The sequence below is a fragment of the Kocuria sp. GQ42 genome, assembly GCF_059758435.1.
Genome location: NZ_JCAXEN010000005.1, coordinates 97,177 through 117,042, shown reverse-complemented (window position 1 = coordinate 117,042; position 19,866 = coordinate 97,177). Strand labels below are relative to the sequence as shown.

Below are 19,866 nucleotides of genomic sequence, written 5' to 3'. Positions count from 1 at the left end.
CGAGGAAGAGAGTCATTCTTGAGCACTCCTGAAAGCTGGGCCGACCGCGAGTCGCTCGCCGAGGGCATCGTCCCCCTGGTCGGACGCCTGCACCGTGAGAACAAGGTCGTACCGACGGTCTACGGCCGCTCGCTGGTGCACAAGTCCGTCACCCAGATCATCAAGGCGCACCGCTTCGCCCGCCGGATCGACGGCGAGGAGCTGCCCCTCGAGGACACGACCCGCCTGCTCGAGGCCATGTCCGGGCTGAACCTCGGCACCTGCGCGGTGGACCTCGGCAAGCTCAACCGGCTCGCCCAGGAGACGGACCAGGACCTCGAGGCGTTCCTGCGCGAGGAGCTCGCCCCCGTGGTGGACCGCAGGGCCCAGAACTCCCCGGAGTCCCAGGACGTGGTGCTCTACGGGTTCGGCCGCATCGGCCGCCTGCTCGCCCGCATCCTCATCAACCGCAACGACGGCACCGGCCTGAACCTGCGCGCCGTCGTGGTGCGCAAGAAGCCGGGCAACGACCTGGTCAAGCGCGCCTCTCTCCTGCGCCGCGACTCGGTGCACGGGAAGTTCGACGGGACCATCCACGTCGACGAGGAGAACGACGTCATCACGGCCAACGGGGTGGCCATCAAGTTCATCTACGCGAACGACCCCACCGAGATCGACTACACCGCCTACGGGATCGACAACGCGATCGTCGTGGACAACACGGGCGTGTGGCGCGACGAGGCCGGGCTCTCGAAGCACCTGCAGGCCAAGGGCGTGGCCAAGGTGCTGCTCACCGCACCGGGCAAGGGCGACCTGAAGAACATCGTGTGCGGGGTCAACGACGACGTCATCACCGCGGAGGACACCATCCTGTCCGCCGCGTCCTGCACCACCAACGCGATCACCCCGGTCGTGAAGGTCCTCCACGACAAGTACGGCATCGCGCAGGGCCACGTGGAGACCGTCCACTCCTACACCAACGACCAGAACCTCATCGACAACTGGCACAAGGGCGACCGCCGGGGCCGCTCCGCCGCCCTCAACATGGTCATCACCGAGACCGGCGCCGCGAAGGCCGTGGCCAAGGCCCTGCCGGAGATGGCCGGGAAGCTGACGGGCAACGCGATCCGCGTCCCCACCCCGGACGTGTCCATGGCCATCCTCAACCTGCAGCTCGAGCAGGCCCCGGAGTCCGAGGACGCGGTCAACCAGTACCTGAAGGACATCTCGCTGAACTCGTCCCTGCGCAAGCAGATCGACTACACCGACTCCCCCGAGATCGTGTCCACCGACTTCGTGGGCTCCCGCCGCGCGGGCGTCGTCGACGGTCTCGCGACGATCGTCAACGGCAGCTCGCTGGTGCTCTACGTCTGGTACGACAACGAGTTCGGCTACTCCTGCCAGGTCGTGCGGGTGCTCGCCCGGATGGCCGACATCGCCATGCCGCAGTTCCCGGCCGAGCGGGTCGCGGTCGGCACGGCGTCGATCCCCGGCTGAGCCGCCCCTCGCCGCCCCTCGCCGGCCTGGGACGCCGACGGGTCGCCACCTGCGAGCCGTCCGCGCCGAGGGGTCGCCACTGAACGGAACGACCGACTCGCACCGTTCAGTGGCGACCCCTCGGCGCGCAACAGTTCGAGCCGGCGACGCCCCTCGCACGGCGGCGCAGCGGGTCAGGCGGTGTAGAAGGCCCCCGCGACGGCCCCGAGGGCCGCGACGTCGTCCACGTGGCACAGCTCCCGGGCGGAGTGCATCGACAGCAGGCCGATGCCGACGTCGATCGTGCGCACCCCCAACCGGGCCGCGGTGATGGGACCGATCGTGGACCCGCACGGCACCCGGTTGTTGGAGACGAACTCCTGGTAGCCCACACCGGCGCGCGCGCAGGCCTCGGCCCAGATCCCGGCGCCCACGGCGTCCGTGGCGTAGTGCTGGTCCGCGTTGATCTTCAGCAGCGGCCCCGCCCCCGGCAGCGGCCGGTTCACGGGGTCGTGGTGGCCCTGGTAGTTGGGGTGCACCAGGTGCCCGGCGTCGGCGGACAGGCACACGGACCCGGCCAGGGAGCGCCGGTGCTCGGCGGCGGAGCGGCCCAGGCCCTCACCGATGCGCACCAGCACGTCCTCGAGGAACGGTCCCGCGGCGCCGGAGCGGGTGCGGGAGCCGATCTCCTCGTGGTCGAACGCGGCGAGCACCGCGATGTGCCGGCCCTGCTCGACCGCCTCGGCCTCGCGGGCGAGGGCGCTCAGCCCGGCGTGCACGGAGGACAGGTTGTCCAGCCGCCCGGAGGCGAACAGCGTCCCGCCCTGCCCGAACACGGCGGGGGGCTGGGCGTCCGCCAGCACCACGTCGTAGCCGACGATGCGCGCCGGGTCCACGGGTCCGCCGTCCGCGTGCTCGGCCAGCAGCGCGAGGACGTCCGCGTCCTCCGGCTGCCCCACGCCCCAGATCGGCTGCACGTGCTGCTGGCGGTCGAGCTGCAGGCCCTTGTTGGCCTCGCGGTCCAGGTGGATGGCGAGCTGCGGGATGCGGGCCACGGGGCCGGTGGCGGTCAGGTGCTCCACCGGGGCGCCGTCCGTCCCGCGGACCACGAGCCGGCCCGCCAGGCGCAGCTCGCGGTCCAGCCACGAGTTCAGCAGCGCCCCGCCGTAGGTCTCGACCCCGGCCTGGTGCCAGGTGTGGGCCGTGGTGGTGGGTCTCGGCTTGAGCTTGAAGCCCGGCGAGTCGGTGTGCGCGCCGAGGATCCGGAACCCCGCCGCGGGCGGGACCTCCGCCGGGGTGGCCCACGCGATGACGGCCCCGTCGCGGAGCACGTAGCGCCGCCCGCGGACGCCGGTCCGGGCCCAGTCCTCCGTCTCGTCGAGGCGGACGAAGCCCGCCTCCTCCAGCCGGGCGGCGGCGGCGTGCGCGGCGTGGAAGGAGCTCGGCGACTCCATCACGTAGCGGCCGAGGTCCTCGACGGCGGACCGGGGGTCGACTGCGGTGCGGGGTTCCATGCCGTCAGTCTACGAAAGGTGCTGGGGCGCGCGTCCGGGCGCCTGTCCCGCCCAGTGGCCGGGACAGGCGGGCGGGCCGGGGCACACCCAGGCTCCGGGTCCGCGGCCCTCCCCACCGGGTCCGGCCGCGAGGAGGAGGGGCGGCCGCGGCGGGTGCACGGTCCGGGTCACCTCCACGCCGCGCCGGCGCGCGCCGCGGACCACGAGCCACGCGAAGAGCAGCTGCAGGCCCGCCGAGAGGGCGAGGGCCACCCAGGACGACTCCTCCGCGTCCGGGTCGGCCAGGCCGAGCGCCCCGAAGAGCGTGGCGATCACGTTGTTGACCACGTGCAGGGCGATCGCCGCCTCGAGCCCGCCGGTGCGCCAGGTCAGATAGCCGGCGACGACCGCCATGACCGCGACCGCCAGCAGCCCCCAGGTGTCGTACAGGTGCCCGAACGTGAACAGGGGCACCGGCAGCAGGATCGCGAACACGGGCCGGCGCAGCCACCGCCCCACGGTCTGCAGCAGGTAGCCCCGGAAGACGAGCTCCTCCGCCGCGCACTGCAGCGGGACCACCAGCACGATCATGGCGATCAGCCACCAGAAGCCCTCCACCGGCTGCGGGGCGGTCAGCGAGCCGAGCAGCGCGTACTCCACGAGGAGGGCGGCCGCCTGGCCCACCGCGTAGACGGCCAGGGCCACGAGGAGGCACCGGCCGAGGAGGCCCCAGCGCAGCCGTCCCGTCACGGACAGCAGCAGTCCGAGGGGGCGGGGGCCCGTGATGGCCCGGGCCGCGAGGAGCGCCGGGATCATGAGGACCAGGGAGAAGAACAGCATGAAGAAGATCGCCGGGTCCATCATGTCCAGCTCCGTGCCCCCGAGGAAGACCTCGTCCAGGGCCTCCTCGCCGCGCACGGCCACGAGCCCCACGGCCCACACGATGCCGAACACGATGGCCAGCACCCCGTAGAAGGCGCCGAAGAGCAGCAGCTCCACGAGCGGCTTCCACCACCGGTGGTCGGGGTCGGCGTGGCCGAGCCGGTGGTACGGCAGGAGCCGGGGCCCGGGGCCCGGGGGGTCGTCGTCGAGGGATCCCTGCCTCCAGGGGGCGGCGCGCGTGGTCATGCCTCCCACGGTATCCGCAGCCGGTCCCTTCCGGACACGCGACAGTTCGGGGGCGCCCGTCCGGTGCCCCGTCGGGGCGCCCGCCGGTCAGGGCAGGTCGCTGCGGTGGCGCAGGCCCATCTGCCGGCGCGCGTCGTCGAGCAGCTCCAGCACGAGCACGGTGTCCGCGAGCGGCATGCGCGGGCTCTCGGTCAGGCCGGCCTGGAGGCACCGGGTCACCTCCCGCAGCTCGTGGGCGAAGCCGTGCCCGGCGGCCCGGAAGCGCTCGGTCCGCGGCGCGGCTCCCCCGGACCGGACCACGAGCTCACCGGGGTGGTACAGGGGCGCCCCGGTGCGCAGCCAGCCGTCCGTCCCGCTGATGGTGACCGTGCCCGGGCAGTCCGTCTCGATGGACGTGGTGAGGTGGGCGTGCGCGCCGTCCGCCCAGGTGAGGGTCAGGCCGTTGTGCAGGTCCACGCCGTCCTCGTTGAGGACGCCGTGTGCCGTGAGGCCGGCCGGTGCGCCGAGTGCCGCGAGCGCCCAGGTGAGCGGGTACACGGCCAGGTCCAGCAGGGCCCCGCCGCCCGCCGCGGGATCCCAGAGCCGGGACCCGGGGTCGTACGGCACCGGGGCGCCGAGGTCCGCCTGGAGCCAGCGGACCCGGCCGATCTCACCGGAACAGACGATGTCGAGGGCGCGCCCGAAGCTCGGCAGGAAGCGCGTCCACACCGCCTCCATGAGGAACAGCCCGCGCGCCCGGGCGAGCTCCCGCAGCTCCCCCGCCTCCCGGGCGTTCATGGTCAGCGGCTTCTCGCAGAGCACGTGCTTGCCGGCCTCGAGGGCCGCGCGGGCCACCGCGTGGTGCTGGGCGTGGGGCGTGGCGACGTAGACGACCTCCACGGCGGGGTCCGCGACGAGGCGCTCCCAGCCGGTGGCGCCGTCGTGGTCGTGGTGGCTCCGGGCCGCGCCGAAGCGCTCGGCGAACGCCTCGGCGGAGGTCCGGGAGCGGGAGCTGACGGCCGAGAGCACGGCGTCGTCGAGCAGCGCCAGGTCCTGGACCACGCGGCCGGCGATCGACCCGGTGGCGACGACCCCCCAGTGCACGGGACGGCCGGTCGCCGTCGCGGGGTCGTCGCCCGTCACCGGGGCGGGGAGGGCTGGAGGGGGCATGGTGGCCTTTCAGGGAGGATCCGGGGGACGCCGACGACGGCGCCGGGGCGTCGCCCGGCTCGGGGCGGGAAGGGCTAGACGGAGTCCCGGAGCACGAGCGAGGTCGACATGATGGTCACCCGGTCCGTCGGCCGGCCCTCGATCATGTCGACGAGGGTCTCGGCCATCTTCCGGCCGAGCTCGACGATCGGGTGGTTCACCGTGGTCAGCGCCGGGGTCACCGACGTCGCGAAGGAGTCGTCGTCGAAGCCGACCACGGCGATGTCCTCCGGGATGCGCAGGCCGCGGCCCTGGATCACGGTGTACGCCCCGGCCGCCATCTGGTCGTTCGCGGCGAACACGGCGTCGACCGGCCGGCCGCGGTCCAGCAGCCGCTGCATGGCCCGGGCCCCCGAGGCGAGCGTGAAGTCGCCCACCTCCACCAGCTGGTCGTCCAGCCCGGCCTCCCGCACCGCGGTCCGCCAGCCCGCCAGCCGGTCGATGCCCGGGGGCATGTCCTGCGGCCCGGCGATGGTCGCGATGCTCCGCCGCCCGCTCGCGGTGAGCAGCCGGGTGGCGCTGCACGCGGCGGCCTCGTTCTCGACCTCCACGTAGTAGGCGTCCTCGGCGCCGACGAGCGGGCGACCCGCGAACACCATGGGCAGCGACCCCGAGAGGTGGGTCCACGAGTGGTCGCCGCTGTGGTGCGAGACCACCAGGGCGCCGTCCACGTTGCCGCCGAGCAGGAAGCTGCGGGTCTTCTCGGGCTTCGCCTCGGACGCGATGACCATGTTCAGAGTGAAGTCGGTGTCCGTCAGGTACATCGCGATGCCCTGGACCACGGTCGTGAAGAACGGGTCCGCGAACACCTTGGACGTGGACTCCGGGATGATCAGGGCGACCGAGTTGGCCCGTCGCTTCGCCAGCGACCGCGCCGCCCGGTTCGGGGTGTAGTCGAGGGCCTCGATGGCCTTCCGCACCGACTGGGCCAGCTCGGGGTCGACGCTGGGCGAGTCGTTGACCACCCGGGACACGGTCGCCCGCGAGACCCCGGCCAGCGCGGCCACCATCTCGAGCGTCGGCACGGGCCGGGGACCGCCTGCGCGCTGCGTCATGATCATCTCCGGTGCTCTCGGCGGGTGGGCTGGCATCAATGCTAGGCGCCCGTGGACGGGGCCACCGGCGTGCGGTCCGCGGCGGCGGCGATGACCCCGGCGTAGGCGCGACCGCTGTCCTTGACGGTGCGCTCGAACGTCCCGTAGTCCACCCGGACCACGCCGAAGCGCTTGCCGTAGCCCCACGACCACTCGAAGTTGTCCAGCAGCGACCACACGAAGTAGCCGCGGACGTCCGCGCCCTGGTCGATGGCCTCCCCCACGGCCGCGATGTGGCCGAGGACGAACTCGGTGCGCTCCGTGTCGTGGACGGCGCCGTCGTCGCTGACGACGTCGTCGTAGGCGGCGCCGTTCTCGGTGACGTACAGGGGCGGGAGCGCGGGGTACTCCTCGCCCAGGCGCACCAGGAGCTTCCGCAGCCCGTCCGGGTTCACCTCCCAGTCCATCGCCGTGCGCGGCAGGCCGCGGCTCGGGAACGCGATGTCCTCGGAGCCGATCCAGCACGAGGACGTGGGACGGCTCGCGCCGCCGGAGTGGCCGTCGCCGCCGGAGGCCTCCGGGTGCCCGCTGATGAGGTCGTCGTGGTAGTGGTTCACGCCGAGGAAGTCGAGGGGCGCCCCGATGGTCGCGAGGTCACCGTCCCGGACGAGGTCGCGGAGGCCGAACCGGTCCAGGTCCACCAGGGTGTCCTCGGGGTACGCGCCGCGCAGGATCGGGTCCAGGAAGAGGCGGTTCTGCAGGGAGTCGAACCGCCGGGCCGCGTCGAGGTCCACCGGGTCCGAGGGGTCCCGCGGGATCGAGTTGCTGAGGTTGAGGGTGATGCCCAGGTGCTCGGCACCGCGGGACCGCAGGTGCTCGACCGCGAGGCCGTGGGCCAGGTGCTGGTGGTGCACGGCGGCGACGGCGGCCCGGGGGTCCTGCCGTCCGGGCGCGTGGACCCCGGCCGCGTAGCCGAGCAGCGACGAGCAGAAGGGCTCGTTGAACGTGGTCCAGTGCCGCACCCGGTCGCCGAGCACCGAGTGCACGTCGTCGGCGTACTCGACGAAGCGGTGCGCGGTGTCCCGGTGGGCCCACCCGCCCTTCTCCTCGAGCGCCTGCGGCAGGTCCCAGTGGTACAGGGTCAGCCAGGGCAGGATGCCGGCCTCGAGCAGCTCGTCGACCAGGCGGGAGTAGAAGTCCAGGCCCTCGGGGTTCGGGGCCCGGTCACCGGGGCGCACCCGCGCCCAGCTCGTGGAGAAGCGGTAGGAGCCGAGCCCGAGCTCCTTCATGATCCGCACGTCCTCGGGCATCCGGTGGTAGTGCTGCACGGCGTCCTCCAGGGTGTCGCCGTGGGCCACGGCGCCCGGCAGCCGGGCGAAGGCGTCCCAGACGGAGTCCTCCTTGCCGCCCTCGTGCCCGGCGCCCTCCACCTGGGCCGCGGCGGTGGCCGAGCCCCAGAGGAAGCCCTCGGGCCAGCTGCGGTGGTGCACGGCTGCGTCTTCTGCGTTGTTCGGCATTAGCCCTTCACTGCTCCTTGCATGATTCCGGAAATGAGTTGTCTGCCCGCGACGGCGAAGAGCGCCAGGAGGGGAAGCGTGGCCATGACGGCGCCGGCGAGGACGATCGAGTAGTCCACGTAGCGGGCCGACTGCAGCTGGCTCAGCGCCGTCTGCAGGGTGGGGTTGCTCGCGTCGAGGACCAGCAGCGGCCACAGGAAGTCGGTCCACGCCGTCATGAAGGTGAACAGGCCGAGGATGGCCATGGCCGGGCGGGCCGCGGGGAGCGCGACGTGCCAGAAGGTGGAGATCATCGACGCCCCGTCCATCCGGGCCGACTCGATGAGCTCGTCGGGGATGACGTCCACGAGGTACTGGCGCATGAAGAACACGCCGAACGCCGTGACGAGGGTGGGCACGACGACCGCCCCGATCTCGCCGGTCCAGCCGAGCTCGCGCATGATCATGAACAGCGGGATGATGCCGAGCTGCGTGGGGATGGCCATGGTCGCGACGACCGCGACCATGAGGCCGTCGCGCCACTTGAACCGCAGCTTGGCGAACGAGTACCCGGCGAGGGTGGAGAACGTGACCACCGAGACGGTGATGATCCCCGAGATGAGCACGCTGTTGCCGAGGGCGAGCCAGAAGGGGATGGTGTCGAAGACCTCGCCCACGTTCGTCCAGAAGTTGCCGCCCGGCAGCAGCGGCGGCCAGGTGCGCCCGAGGGCCTCGTTGGAGCGGCTGCCGATGATCACCGACCACCACAGCGGATAGGCGCTGGCCAGGAAGAACGCGGAGAGCAGGCCGTAGGTGAGGAAGCCGGGGCGGTGCCCGTCCCCGAAGATCCGCCGCCGCAGGGGCACCGCCCGCGGCCGCCGCGTCCTGGTCCTCGTGGGTGCGCCGGTGACGGTCATCGTGTCCTCCTCGTGGTCGTCGGTGCTGCGGCCGCCCGTGGCGCCCCGGTGCCGGTGTTCGCCGCCGCGTCGGGGACGACGGCGTCCACCGCACGCGGCCTCCGCCGCCGACCGGCCCCGCGCCCGGTCCTGCGCCGCGGTCTCCCCCCGTCGGACGCCGTCGCGATGCGGCGCGAGACCAGGTAGTTGACCAGGCCGAAGAGCAGGATGAGGAGGAAGAGCAGCCAGGCGATGGTCGCGGCCTTGCCGAAGTTCTGCCGCTGGAAGGCCATCTCCCAGAGGTAGAGGACCGTGGTCTGGAACTGGCGCTGCGTGCCGCCCGCGGCCACGGGGTCGAAGAGCCTCGGCTCCGTGAAGATCTGGAGTCCGCCGATGGTGGTCGTGATGATCACGAACACCATCGTGGGACGGATGCTCGGCAGGGTGATGCTGAAGAACCGGCGGAGAGGGCCCGCGCCGTCGATCGCGCCGGCGTCGTACAGGTCCCGGGGCACCGCCTGCATCGCCGCGAGCAGGATCAGCGCGTTGTAGCCGGTCCAGCGCCAGTTGACCATGGCGGCGATGGCGATGTGGCTGGGCAGCGTCTCGTTCTTCCACAGGATCGGGTCGACCCCGAAGCTGCCGAGGATGTTGTTGATGAGCCCGTACTGCTCGCCGAACATGTTCGTGAAGATCATGGCCACGGCCACCGGGGTGACCACGTAGGGCAGCAGCACGCTCATCTGCCACAGCGTCCTGGCGCGCAGGTTCTGGTCCAGGACCGCCGCGATCAGCACCGCGGCCGCCAGCTGCGGGATGCTCGAGAGCAGGAAGATGCTCACCGTGTTGAACAGCGAGTTCCAGAAGAACCGGTCCCGCAGCACCTCGGTGAAGTTGCCCGTCCCCACGAACTCGCCCCGGCCGGTGAGCAGGTGCCAGTCGAAGAGCGAGACGAAGAACGTGTACCCGAGCGGGAAGAGCCCCACCACTCCGAAGAGGACGAAGAAGGGCGCGATGTACAGGTAGGGGGAGGCTTTCAGGTCCAGGACGATGAGCCGCTGTCTGCGGGTCGGCCGGGGCGGACTCGGCGCCGGCGCGGCGGGCGCCGCGGCGGCGGGACGGTGGGCTGTCGTGGTCATGAGGGTCTCGCGCTTCCGTGAGGGGGCCTCCGGCGGATTCCGGAGGCCCCGTGGCCGGGTCCTGCTAGTTGTTGACGACCAGGTCGTCGAGAAGCGCGAGGGCCTCGTCCCAGGCCTCGTCGGCCGTGGCGGTCCCGGCGTCGAGGCGCTTCAGCGGCGGCAGGAAGACGTTCTCCTGGATCACGGAGTCGTGCGGGCCCTTGAACTGGGCGACGACCCCCTCGGCGCGGGACGCGAGGATCACCCCGGTGGGTGCGTCGTTGAACACGGGGTTCGGTTCGGCGTCCTCGACCAGCTTCTCCTGGGCCTCGATGGTGCTGGGGAAGTTGTTCGCCTTGGCCGACTGCTTGACCTGCTGCTCGGGCGCGGTCAGCCAGGCCGCGAGCTTCGCCGCCTCCTCCGGGTGCTCGGAGGTCTCCGGGACGGAGAGGAACGCGCCGCCCCAGTTGGAGGCGCCGCCCGGGAAGACGTCGGCGAAGTCCCACCCGCTACCCTCGCCGCCGCCGGCGGACTCGAGCTGGCCCTCGATGGTGCCGAGCATCCAGCCGGGGCAGACGAAGGTCGCGAAGGAGCCGTCCACGAAGGCCTGGCCGTTGCCCCAGTCGAACTGGGTCTGGTTGGCGGAGAGGCCGTCGAGCGTGCCCGCGGCGAGCAGGTCGAAGCGCTCGCGCAGCTGCTCGTTGCCCTCCACGTTCAGCTCGCCGTCGGCGGTGTAGTAGCCCTCCTCGAGCTGGTTGACCATGGAGTTCCACACGAAGCCGGACTGGTCGTACCAGGCCTTGCCCGTGGTCTCCTCGTACTCGCGGCCGAGCTCGAAGTAGGTCTCCCAGGTGGCGTCGTCCCCGCCGAAGAGCTCCGCGACCTCCTCGCGGTCGCTGGGCAGACCGGCCTCCTCGAAGAGCTTCCCGTTGTAGCAGAGGCCCTGGGGGCCGATGTCGGTGCCGTACCCGATGACGCGGCCCTCGGGGTCGGTCCCCTGCTCGAACTTCCACGGCACCCAGTTGTCCTTGATGTCGGCCGCGCCGTGCTCGTTGAGGTCGACGAACTGGTCGGAGACCTCCATGATCGAGCCGAGCCAGCCCTCCTCGATGGCGGTGACGTCGCTGAGCCCGGACCCGGCGGCGATCTTGGTGAAGGCGTCCGTGCGCGCGTTCGAGCCGCGGTCGATGTTCGTGGCCTTGATGGTCACGCCCGGGTTCAGCTCCTCGTACTCGCCGTAGAGGTCGTCGTAGCCGAAGGTCCCGAAGGTGGTGACGGTGAGCTCGACGGGGTTGTCGGCGCTGGCCGGCTCGCCTCCGCCCCCGCCGCACCCCGTGGCGACGGCTGCCAGTGCCGCCGCACCCGCCAGGGCTGTCGTTCGCTTGAGTCGCGTGTGTCCCACGGTCACTCCTTGGTGTGAAGGGCTGGAGAGGAGCTGCTCTCGAGAGAGCGCTCTCTCTCCTGTGCCTCGACTGTATGTGCCGTGGCTCACACCGTCAAGAGAGCGCTCTCTCAGATTTCGGGGAAGTCGCTCCGCGTCGTGCGGGGAGGACGGGACGGGCCCGTCCGCGGCGCGTCAGCGGGCGTAGCGGTCCACGAAGGCGGCGAGGATCTTCTCGGGCTCGGTCACGGGCGGCCCCGTGCGGATCCGGTCCTTGACGTCCTCGGCCTCGGCCGGCGGGAAGTACCCGTGCTCCTTGTACGCCTCGATCCGGCGGAGCAGGGCGGGGGCGTCGAGCTCGGGGTGGAACTGGGTCGCGTAGAGGTTCTGCTTGATCCGGAACATCTGGACAGGGCAGTCCGCGCCGGTCGCGAGCAGGACGGCGGCGGGCGCCAGGGTGCGCGTGCCCTCCTTGTGCCCCACGAACCCGTGGAACGCCGGCGGGAACTCCCGGAGCAGCGGGTCCCGCAGCCCCTCCTCGGTCAGCGTGACCTCGATGACGCCGATCTCCTCGCCGCGGGTGCGGTCCACGATCCCGCCCTGGTGCGTGCCGAGGGTGCCGACGCCGTAGCAGGCGCCGAGGAACGGGAAGTCCCGGGCGACGACCTCGTCGAGCAGGTCCCGCATCTCGGACTCGGCCCGCCGCTGCACCTCGGACTTCCGCTGCGGCGGGTCGGAGGAGTTGAACGGGGACCCGCCGATGACGACCCCGGAGTAGCGCTCGAGGTCGATCGGCGGCATGGGCCCGGCCTCCAGCCGGACCCGGTGGAGGTGGCTCTCCTGCAGGCCGCTGAAGCGGCAGATGGTCTCGTACTCCTCGTCCGCGACGTCGTCCTCGGCGCGGGTGGCGAGCAGCAGGAAGGGCTTCATGACCCCATCGTAGCCAGCGGCGGGGCGCTCCCCCGCCCACTCAGGGGACGAGGCGCTCCCGGTGCGCGTAGGCGTTGAAGGAGGTGCCGCGGCTGAAGCCGAGCAGGGTGACCCCCGTCTGCTCCGCGAGGTCCACGGCAAGGGCCGAGGGCGCCGAGACGGCCGCGAGCGCCGGGACGCCGGCCATGTACGCCTTCTGCACCAGCTCGAACGAGGCGCGGCCCGAGACCTGGAGCACGGTGGAGCCCAGGGGCAGGAGGTTCTCGCGCAGGGCCCAGCCCACCACCTTGTCCACGGCGTTGTGCCGCCCCACGTCCTCCCGCACGCACAGCAGCTCGGGCTCGCCGGCACCGTCGCCGTCGGGACCGTCCGGGAAGCGGAAGAGCCCCGCGGCGTGGACGCCGCCGGTCGTGGAGAACAGCTTCTGCCCGGTGCGCAGCCGGTCCGGCAGGGCGAGCAGCGCGGGCACGGAGAGCCCGGTCCGGTCCGCGGCGGGGTCGAACGAGGAGACCTTGGTGACGGCCTCGATGGACGCCGTGCCGCAGACCCCGCACGACGACGACGTGTAGACGTGCCGCTCCATGGAGGTGTCCGGCAGGGCGACCCCCGGCGCGAGCCGCACCTCCACCACGTTGTAGGTCCGCTGCCCGTCCGGTCCGATGCCGCTGCGGTAGTCCATCTGCACGATCTCGGCCGGAGTCCGCACCACGCCCTCGGAGACGAGGAACCCGGCCACGAGGTCGAAGTCGTGACCCGGGGTGCGCATCGTGACGGTGAACGGCCTGCCGTCGAGCCGGATCTCCAGGGGCTCCTCGCCGGCCAGGGTGTCCGCGCGTCCGGTCCCGCCGCCGTCGGCGGTGTACCGGTGCACGCGGCGCCGCTGGGAAGCTCGGGTCATGGCGGTCCTCCGGTCCCGGCTCCACCGGGTGGGAGCCCTCCCCCGGCATCCTATGGGCGCGGCCCGCGGGAGCCGAAGCGGTGCTATTACCGGACAGTAACGTCGGGCGAAGTGGGGACAGGGAAGTTCTGTTCTTATTCATAGACTTTTGTCTAGAGTTGACGTGTCAAGGGAATTCGGCGGCAGGGCTGCCGGCGGATCCCCCGGGCGATCCACTGCGGTTCCACGGGCCGGCGCGCCGAGGCGCGGCCGTCGCAGCGTGCACCCCGTCCCCCGTGATCCGGGGGGACCGGGTGCACGCCGCCTCCGCGGACACCCCACCGGATGCCCGGCACCACACGCGCACCGATCCCGCGCGGCCTCTCCTCTCACCCCTCTCTCGCTCGAAGGCGGAACCATGAACACTGCAGCGCAGACCCCCCTGTCCGAGTCCACCGCGAAGGCCGCCCGGAACCGGCGGGCCGGCAAGGCCGTCCTGGCCGGCGCCGTGGCCGTCGGCCTCCTCGCCGCCGGCGGCGGCACCTTCTCCAAGTGGTTCGAGGAGCAGGCCATCGCCTCGCAGGACATCATCACCGCGGGTGAGCTCTCCATGGCAGACACCACAGTGGCCTGGAAGGACGGTGCCGGAACCACCATCGACCCGGCCAAGTACCAGATCGTCCCCGGCGACACCATCGCGCTCCACGCCTCGACCAAGGTCATCGCGGAGGGCGACAAGCTGCGAGGGTCCCTGAAGCTCGAGCTCCCGGCACAGCTGCAGCAGGAGATCGCCGCACTGGAGCGGGCCGGCTACGTGTCCTACGACGTGACCCTGACCAGCGGAGACAAGTCGGTCAAGGACGCGTTCCCGATCACCGCGGACGACAACGGGGACACCGTGACGGCTGTCGCCACGTTCACCTGGAACGCGGACATGACCACCGGCAGCAACGGCGAGAACGTGTCCAAGTCGCTGAGCGGCACCAAGCTCGTGCTCACCCAGCAGTGACCGTCCGGGGCCGACCGGCCCCGGACGGCCCCGGTGCGGCGACGACGCCGCACCGGGGTGCACTGCCCCTCGCACCCCGGCTCGCTCCGTCTCACCCCCAGAGGCTCCCATGACGCGCACTCCTCGCTCCCGCCCCTCGACCGCCGGCCGCGCTCTCGCCGCCGCCGCGGCCGCGCTCCTGGCGCTGACGCTGCTCGGCAACAGCCTCGGGACGGCCGCCCGGTGGTCCGACACGGCCCCGCTCGAGACACAGGCCGTCAGCACCGGCACCCTCGACGTGGCGCTGGAGCCCGCGCGGGCGACCCTCCACCGCACCGACGTCGATCCCGCCACCGGTGCCCTCCGGCGCGTGACCACCGACCTCCCCGGAGCGGCGGACGCCCTGTCCGCGCTGGCCCCCGGCGACACGGTCGTCGTCACGACCCGCGCCGTCCTCGACGTTGAGGGCGCGAACCTCACCGCGACCCTCACGGTCGATCCCGGGGTGCCGGCCGGCGGCGCGGTCGTCCCCCGCGTCGAGCTGGTGCCGGTCTCCGGCGCGCTGCCGCACCCCGGGCCGTCCTCCTGGACGGTGTCCTCGGCCCACGACGGCGCGGTCTACGACGTCACCGTCTCCTACGAGGTGCCCCCGGACCCCTCCGCCCAGGGCACGGCCGTCGCCCCGGGTCCGCTCACGGTCGCCCTCACCCAGCACTGATTTCCCCCCCTCCCCCAGGAGCTCCCATGAGCCAGTACCGCACCCCCACGGCCTACGTGCTCGGCGTCCTCGTCCTGCTCGCCGTCATCGTGCTCACGACCCCGAACGGCGGGACCCACGCCCGCTGGTCCGCCACCGCCCTGGCCGAGGTGCCCACCATGACCACGGGCCGGATCGGCTTCGAGATCGCCGGGGTCGAGGGCGCCGGAGGCGCCGCGACCCTTACCAGCACGTCCGGCTTCGACGTCCGGTACCGGCCGGCGCAGGTCTCCCTAGTGGACTCCACCGGGCAGTCCGTGGCCGCGCCGGCGGGCATGCGCTTCGCCTACCGCACCGGCACGGCCTGCGACGACGGCGCGGCGCCGGACGAGTGGACCGCCACCGCACCCGGCGGATCCGCCCCGGCCCGCGTCGACGGCGGGACGCAGGCGCCCCTGGAGCACGACCGGGCCGCGGGGGTGTGCCTGACCGTCTCGACCGACGCCGTCGCCGTGGACGCGCTCCGTGCGCTCGACGCGAAGGTGCTGCAGGTCGTCACCACGGTGGAGGCCAGCACCCTCGGGGACGGCACCTGGTCGACGACCCGCTCCTGGACGGTGCCGTTCACCGTGGAGGCGCCTCCCGGAGAGCAGCCCCCCGTGACCGCACCCGACCGCCCGACGGCGCAGGACGCGGCGCGCTGCGGTGCGGACAACAGCGCCGCACAGCTCCGGTGGTCCTGGACCGGCGGCCCCGGCGTTCCCGCCGTCGTGCGGTGGGAGGTCCGCGTGCGGCCCGTGGGCACCGCGGAGGCCTCCACGCTGGTGAAGACCGTGACGAGCTCGACCGCCCGGGAGGCCCGGATCTCCGCTGCCGAGCTCCTGGGAACGAACCACTCGTCCAGCCAGGACTACCAGGTTCTCGTCCGAGCCGTGTTCGCCGACACAGGAACCTCCTCTGTGGACAGCGTCTATGGGTGGACAGTCAAGGCCCCCGGCAAGAGCGGCCACATCAACTGTGAAGGACTCCCGTCATGACCACCGTGCTCCGCAAGACCCTCCACCCGCTGCTCGCGCTCGCCCTGGCCGCGGTGGCCGCGCTGCTGCTCGCCGTCGTCGTCCTCCCGCTCGCGCTCGGCTGGGTGCCCCTGACGGTGCTCTCCGGTTCGATGGAGCCGACCGTCCCGACCGGCAGCCAGGTCGTGGTCGCCCCGCTCGAGGGCGAGGACGACGCCGCGGGGCTGAGCACCGGGGACGTCGTGACGTTCATGCCCCGTCCGGAGGACCCGACCCTCGTGACCCACCGGATCGTGGGCGTCGCGGTGGACGGCGAGGGGCGGCGCAGCTTCACGACGCAGGGCGACGCCAACGCCGCCCCGGACGCGGAGCAGGTCACCGCCACCCAGCTGCGCGGCCTGGTGAAGTACCACGTGCCCTGGGCGGGCTACGCCGCCACCCTCCTGGACGCGGAGCAGAAGCGCAGCGGGATCGTGCTGGTCGCCGCGGCGCTGTTCGGCTACGCGCTGTGGCAGCTCGTGGGCGCCGTCCGGGACCGCGCCCGGCCCACGGACGAGAGCACGGACGCGGACTGGGGCGCGGAGAGGGACCACGGCGCCGACGGCGTGGCGGAGCAGCTCCCGGCCGGGGAGCAGGCGTCCCCGGCGGAGGCCCCGACGGAGGCGCTGCCGCTGGTGCCCGCCGCCGCCGGCCGCTGAGCGGCGCAGCGCTCGCCCGGGGGCCGGCGCGCCCTGCCGGAGCATCGACGCCGGGCGAGCCGCCGTTGCCGGTCCCCGGCGGCGGGGCCATGATGGGGACCATGACCGAGACCCCGCTCACGCACGTCGACGAGAACTGGCAGCGCGCCCTGGTGGTGGTGGCGCACCCGGACGACATGGAGTTCGGCGCCGCCGCGGCCGTGGCCCGCTGGACCGGACAGGGCAAGGACGTGGTGTACTGCCTCGTCACCAGCGGGGAGGCCGGCATCGACGGCCTCGAGCCGCAGCAGTGCGGTCCGCTGCGGGAGGCGGAGCAGCGGGAGTCCTGCCGGGTCGTGGGCGTGGAGCAGGTGGAGTTCCTGCACCTGCCGGACGGGGTGCTCGAGTACGGGGTGGCGCTGCGGCGCCGGATCGCGGAGGTGGTCCGCCGGCACCGCCCGGACGTGGTGATCACCAACAACTTCCGCGACACCTGGGACGGCGCCACCAACCTGAACCAGGCCGACCACATCGCCACGGGCCGGGCCACCCTGGACGCCGTGCGGGACGCCGGCAACCGGTGGGTCTTCCCGGAGCAGGTCGAGACGGGCCTGCAGCCGTGGCCCGATGTGCTGGCGGTGTGGGCGGCGGCCTCGCCCGCCGCCCGGCACGCGGCGGACGTCACGGAGACCTTCGACGCCGGCGTGGAGTCCCTGCGTGCGCACAGCGCCTACCTCGAGGGCCTGGGCTGGACCGACTTCGACCCGGACGCCTTCCTGCGGGGCAACGCCGCCGCCGTGGGCGAGCGGCTCGGGGTGCCGCTCGCGAGCTCCTTCGAGGTGCTCCCCCTGCAGTGGGGCGGCACCGAGGACTGAGCCCGGCTCCGCCGGCGCGGAGCGGTCAGGCCGGCTCGGGCTCCCGGAGGACCAGGAGCACCAGCAGCACGGCGAGGACCACGAGGGCCGCCACGAAACCGACGGCCCCGGCCCAGCCGGTGACCGTGTAGAAGACCCCGCCGGCCGTGCCCAGCACGGACGAGCCCGCGTAGTAGAAGAGCGTGTAGAGGGACGAGGCCTGCGCCTTGCCGGTGCGGGAGCGCACCGGGACCCACCCGGACGCCACGGCGTGCGCGGCGAAGAAGCCGGCGGTGAACAGCAGCAGCCCCACGACGATCACGGGGATCGACGGCACCAGCGTGGCCAGCAGCCCGGCGAGCATCACGGTCCCGCTGCTCGCGAGGACCACCCGGCGCCCGTGGGCCGCCGCGATCCGGCCGGCCGTCCCGGAGGACCAGGTGCCCGAGAGGTAGGCGAGGAACAGGAGGCTCACCACGGTCTGGGACACCCCGAACGGCTCCTCGCCGAGGTGGAAGCCCAGATAGTTGTAGATCGCCACGAACCCGCCCATGAGCAGGAAGCCCTGCAGGTAGAGCACCAGCAGACCGCGGTCCGCGAGGTTCGCCCGCAGCCGCCCGAGCAGCCCGGCCGGCCCGGTGAGCCGGACGGTCTGGCGCACGAACCCGCGCTGGCGCGGGGCGATCAGGACGAAGACCACGGCGGCGAGCGCAGCGAGCACGCTCACGGTGATCGTGCCGGTCCGCCAGCCGAACGCGTCGCCCACGGGTGCGGCGATGATGCGCCCGGCGAGGCCGCCCAGGCTGGTGCCCGCCACGTAGGTGCCGGCGGCCACGGCGGCGTGCCGGCGGTCGAGCTCCTCCGCGAGGTAGGCCATGGCCACGGCGGGGATCCCGCCCAGGGCGATGCCCTCCGCGAAGCGCAGCGCCACCACCGCCTCGAAGCTCGGCGCCAGGGGCATGACGAGCCCCAGGACCGTGGCGGAGACGACGGCCATGACCATGGTCCGCAGCCGGCCCCACCGGTCGGAGACCACGGACCACGGCAGGACGCCCACGGCGAGGCCGAAGGTCGCGGCGGAGACGCCCAGGGAGGCCCGCGCGGCGTCGATCCCGAGGTCCGCGGCCAGGAGGGGCAGCACGCCCTGCACGGAGTAGAGCTGGGCGAACGTCGCCACGCCGGCGCACAGCAGCGCCAGCAGCACCCGGCGGTAGCCCCGGCTGCCGCGGTCGTAGCCGGTCCAGCCGCCGGGCTCAGCCACGACCGGCCCCGCGGTTCTCTCGGGCCCCGGCCCGCAGCCCGGTGACCACCCACAGGCCCAGGAGCAGGAACAGGGCGAGATAGGGCAGCGCGGCCACGGCGTCGATCGCCGGGCCGGAGACGCCCAAGGGTCCCAGCCACGCGTCCCAGCGGATCGGCCCGACGTACAGGCCCACCAGGGCGACCCCGCCCAGCACCAGGGCGAGCCGGCGCGGACCGTCCCGGAGGAACGCCGGCCACGCCTCGACCCACAGCGCCGTGTACACGAGCCCCCACCACACGTGGTGGTGGGACCAGGTGACCGGGGACAGGTAGAGCATGAGGAGGGCGTTGACCGCCACCACGGAGAGGATCATCCCCCGGGCGGCGAGGACCCGGATCAGCAGGGCGACGCCCACCACCGCGCCGAGGAGCAGGACCCCGCGCAGCAGGGGCTCCGGCTCCCCGGGGACGCCGAGGTGGAGGAGCACCCCCTGCAGCGAGGTGTTGTCGACGTACGCGGTGTCGCCGACGCGCTCGTCGCTGAGCACGGCCTCGGTCCAGAACACGACCGCGTCCCGCGGCAGCGCCAGGAACCCGATCAGCACGGTCGCGGCGAAGGTGAGGCCCATCGTGAGGATCGGCCGCAGCTGCCCGCGCACCAGGAACACCAGCCCGAACGCCAGGGGGGTCAGCTTGATGCCGGCGGCCAGCCCGATCCAGAACCCGCGCGGGATCCGGCCCAGCAGGGTGTCGTCGCGGGTGCGCAGCAGGTCGTAGAGCACCAGGGCCATGAGCAGCGCGTTGATCTGCCCGAGACCCACGTTGCGCATCCACGGCCCCGACCACAGCAGCACGGCGGTGCCGGCGGCCACGGCGGTGGCGGGGCCCAGCAGGGCCTGCAGGGGCAGCGGCCGGTCGCGGGCGGCCGCCCGGCGCAGGAGCACGGCCGAGAGGACCGCGGCGACGCCCATCGAGGCGAGACCCAGGGCGAGCTCGGTGAGCCGCTCGGGGAGGAAGGCGAGCGGCACGAACAGCAGCGCCGCGAACGGCGGGTAGGTGAACGGCAGCCCGCCGTCGCCGTCCGGGCTGAGCCCGGGGCCGTAGAGCTCGTCGTCGAAGCCGTGCCGGTCCACCACGGCCATCCCGCCGAGCCGGTAGACGTCCAGGTCGATGCTGCTGTCGAGGACCAGCCACACGGACCGCACCAGCACGCCCGCCAGCAGCAGCCACACCAGACCGGTCAGCGCCGTCGAGCGTCCGGTGCGGGACGCGACGGCGGCGGACGGAACGCTCACCAGGGCCTCAGTTCTCGGGTCGGTGCGTGCCGGAGCGGACGCGGGCGGAGGTTGCGGCCCCCACTCTAAGCCCGCCCGGCCCCCTCCCCCGTCCCGGTCGG

18 protein-coding genes are annotated in these 19,866 nt (G+C 73.0%); 6 read left to right on the top strand and 12 right to left on the bottom strand.

Translation table 11 applies throughout. The features are described from left to right. Positions 1-18: 18 nt before the first annotated feature. Positions 19-1,476 (top strand): glyceraldehyde-3-phosphate dehydrogenase, encoded by a 1,458-nt coding sequence (locus tag AC6CH6_RS11860; protein ID WP_498255275.1) that lies wholly within the window; start codon positions 19-21, stop codon positions 1,474-1,476. A 173-nt stretch (positions 1,477-1,649) separates the two neighbouring features. Here AC6CH6_RS11860 and AC6CH6_RS11855 read toward each other — a convergent pair whose 3' ends face one another. The 10 genes from AC6CH6_RS11855 to fdhD all read right to left on the bottom strand — a co-directional run bounded on the left by AC6CH6_RS11855 (position 1,650) and on the right by fdhD (position 13,017). Beyond that, entirely contained in the window at positions 1,650-2,969 is a 1,320-nt protein-coding gene (locus AC6CH6_RS11855; protein ID WP_498255274.1) for a M18 family aminopeptidase, read from the bottom strand. Between the two features lie 9 nt (positions 2,970-2,978). Then, positions 2,979-4,076 carry a CPBP family intramembrane glutamic endopeptidase gene (locus AC6CH6_RS11850; protein WP_498255273.1) on the bottom strand — a complete coding sequence of 366 codons (1,098 nt, stop codon included), beginning with the start codon at positions 4,074-4,076 and terminating at the stop codon, positions 2,979-2,981. A gap of 87 nt (positions 4,077-4,163) precedes the next feature. Further along, complete coding sequence (locus AC6CH6_RS11845; RefSeq protein WP_498255272.1) at positions 4,164-5,225, bottom strand: Gfo/Idh/MocA family protein; 1,062 nt, start codon at positions 5,223-5,225, stop codon at positions 4,164-4,166. Positions 5,226-5,299: 74 nt separating this feature from the next. Further along, complete coding sequence (locus AC6CH6_RS11840) at positions 5,300-6,319, bottom strand: LacI family DNA-binding transcriptional regulator (RefSeq protein ID WP_081994343.1); 1,020 nt, start codon at positions 6,317-6,319, stop codon at positions 5,300-5,302. A 41-nt stretch (positions 6,320-6,360) separates the two neighbouring features. Continuing rightward, positions 6,361-7,815 (bottom strand): GH1 family beta-glucosidase, encoded by a 1,455-nt coding sequence (locus tag AC6CH6_RS11835; protein WP_498255271.1) that lies wholly within the window; start codon positions 7,813-7,815, stop codon positions 6,361-6,363. Next, a complete protein-coding gene (locus AC6CH6_RS11830) occupies positions 7,815-8,711 on the bottom strand; it encodes a carbohydrate ABC transporter permease (RefSeq protein WP_498255270.1) in 897 nt (298 codons plus the stop codon). The genes AC6CH6_RS11835 and AC6CH6_RS11830 overlap by 1 nt, the downstream gene beginning before the upstream one ends. Continuing rightward, a complete protein-coding gene (locus tag AC6CH6_RS11825; RefSeq protein WP_368812881.1) occupies positions 8,708-9,829 on the bottom strand; it encodes a carbohydrate ABC transporter permease in 1,122 nt (373 codons plus the stop codon). Before AC6CH6_RS11825 ends, AC6CH6_RS11830 begins: the two co-directional genes overlap by 4 nt. A gap of 64 nt (positions 9,830-9,893) precedes the next feature. Further along, complete coding sequence (locus AC6CH6_RS11820) at positions 9,894-11,210, bottom strand: ABC transporter substrate-binding protein (protein ID WP_498255269.1); 1,317 nt, start codon at positions 11,208-11,210, stop codon at positions 9,894-9,896. Positions 11,211-11,384: 174 nt separating this feature from the next. Beyond that, complete coding sequence (locus AC6CH6_RS11815; protein ID WP_498255268.1) at positions 11,385-12,119, bottom strand: glutamine amidotransferase; 735 nt, start codon at positions 12,117-12,119, stop codon at positions 11,385-11,387. Between the two features lie 40 nt (positions 12,120-12,159). Next, positions 12,160-13,017 (bottom strand): formate dehydrogenase accessory sulfurtransferase FdhD, encoded by an 858-nt coding sequence (gene fdhD / locus AC6CH6_RS11810; protein ID WP_498255267.1) that lies wholly within the window; start codon positions 13,015-13,017, stop codon positions 12,160-12,162. Between the two features lie 397 nt (positions 13,018-13,414). Here fdhD and AC6CH6_RS11805 point away from each other — a divergent pair, with 397 nt between their 5' ends. The 5 genes from AC6CH6_RS11805 (at position 13,415) to AC6CH6_RS11785 (ending at position 17,249) form a co-directional block, all read left to right on the top strand. After that, positions 13,415-14,005, top strand: coding sequence for an alternate-type signal peptide domain-containing protein (locus AC6CH6_RS11805; RefSeq protein WP_498255266.1), 591 nt, complete (start codon positions 13,415-13,417; stop codon positions 14,003-14,005). 109 nt (positions 14,006-14,114) lie between these two features. Further along, positions 14,115-14,702: a hypothetical protein gene (locus AC6CH6_RS11800; RefSeq protein WP_498255265.1), complete on the top strand. Its 588-nt coding sequence runs from the start codon at positions 14,115-14,117 to the stop codon at positions 14,700-14,702. A 26-nt stretch (positions 14,703-14,728) separates the two neighbouring features. Further along, positions 14,729-15,718, top strand: a complete 990-nt coding sequence (locus tag AC6CH6_RS11795) for a hypothetical protein (protein ID WP_498255264.1) — start codon at positions 14,729-14,731, stop codon at positions 15,716-15,718. Then, positions 15,715-16,395 (top strand): signal peptidase I, encoded by a 681-nt coding sequence (locus tag AC6CH6_RS11790; protein WP_498255263.1) that lies wholly within the window; start codon positions 15,715-15,717, stop codon positions 16,393-16,395. Before AC6CH6_RS11795 ends, AC6CH6_RS11790 begins: the two co-directional genes overlap by 4 nt. A gap of 101 nt (positions 16,396-16,496) precedes the next feature. Then, positions 16,497-17,249, top strand: coding sequence for a PIG-L deacetylase family protein (locus AC6CH6_RS11785; protein ID WP_498255262.1), 753 nt, complete (start codon positions 16,497-16,499; stop codon positions 17,247-17,249). Between the two features lie 25 nt (positions 17,250-17,274). Here the strand turns inward: AC6CH6_RS11785 and AC6CH6_RS11780 are convergent, their stop codons facing one another. Both AC6CH6_RS11780 and AC6CH6_RS11775 read right to left on the bottom strand, forming a co-directional pair. After that, a complete protein-coding gene (locus AC6CH6_RS11780; RefSeq protein WP_498255261.1) occupies positions 17,275-18,489 on the bottom strand; it encodes an MFS transporter in 1,215 nt (404 codons plus the stop codon). Continuing rightward, on the bottom strand, positions 18,482-19,765 hold the full coding sequence (locus AC6CH6_RS11775; RefSeq protein WP_498255260.1) for a glycosyltransferase 87 family protein: 1,284 nt from the start codon (positions 19,763-19,765) through the stop codon (positions 18,482-18,484). Before AC6CH6_RS11775 ends, AC6CH6_RS11780 begins: the two co-directional genes overlap by 8 nt. Positions 19,766-19,866: the final 101 nt, after the last annotated feature.

What these genes read in the sequence shown, in the direction of transcription:
- AC6CH6_RS11855 (WP_498255274.1), bottom strand. Translation starts at nt 2,969, where the DNA reads ATGGAACCCCGCACCGCAGTCGACCCCCGGTCCGCCGTCGAGGACCTC.
- AC6CH6_RS11850 (WP_498255273.1), bottom strand. Translation starts at nt 4,076, where the DNA reads ATGACCACGCGCGCCGCCCCCTGGAGGCAGGGATCCCTCGACGACGAC.
- AC6CH6_RS11845 (WP_498255272.1), bottom strand. Translation starts at nt 5,225, where the DNA reads ATGCCCCCTCCAGCCCTCCCCGCCCCGGTGACGGGCGACGACCCCGCG.
- AC6CH6_RS11840 (WP_081994343.1), bottom strand. Translation starts at nt 6,319, where the DNA reads ATGACGCAGCGCGCAGGCGGTCCCCGGCCCGTGCCGACGCTCGAGATG.
- AC6CH6_RS11835 (WP_498255271.1), bottom strand. Translation starts at nt 7,815, where the DNA reads ATGCCGAACAACGCAGAAGACGCAGCCGTGCACCACCGCAGCTGGCCC.
- AC6CH6_RS11830 (WP_498255270.1), bottom strand. Translation starts at nt 8,711, where the DNA reads ATGACCGTCACCGGCGCACCCACGAGGACCAGGACGCGGCGGCCGCGG.
- AC6CH6_RS11825 (WP_368812881.1), bottom strand. Translation starts at nt 9,829, where the DNA reads ATGACCACGACAGCCCACCGTCCCGCCGCCGCGGCGCCCGCCGCGCCG.
- AC6CH6_RS11815 (WP_498255268.1), bottom strand. Translation starts at nt 12,119, where the DNA reads ATGAAGCCCTTCCTGCTGCTCGCCACCCGCGCCGAGGACGACGTCGCG.
- fdhD (WP_498255267.1), bottom strand. Translation starts at nt 13,017, where the DNA reads ATGACCCGAGCTTCCCAGCGGCGCCGCGTGCACCGGTACACCGCCGAC.
- AC6CH6_RS11805 (WP_498255266.1), top strand. Translation starts at nt 13,415, where the DNA reads ATGAACACTGCAGCGCAGACCCCCCTGTCCGAGTCCACCGCGAAGGCC.
- AC6CH6_RS11800 (WP_498255265.1), top strand. Translation starts at nt 14,115, where the DNA reads ATGACGCGCACTCCTCGCTCCCGCCCCTCGACCGCCGGCCGCGCTCTC.
- AC6CH6_RS11795 (WP_498255264.1), top strand. Translation starts at nt 14,729, where the DNA reads ATGAGCCAGTACCGCACCCCCACGGCCTACGTGCTCGGCGTCCTCGTC.
- AC6CH6_RS11790 (WP_498255263.1), top strand. Translation starts at nt 15,715, where the DNA reads ATGACCACCGTGCTCCGCAAGACCCTCCACCCGCTGCTCGCGCTCGCC.
- AC6CH6_RS11785 (WP_498255262.1), top strand. Translation starts at nt 16,497, where the DNA reads ATGACCGAGACCCCGCTCACGCACGTCGACGAGAACTGGCAGCGCGCC.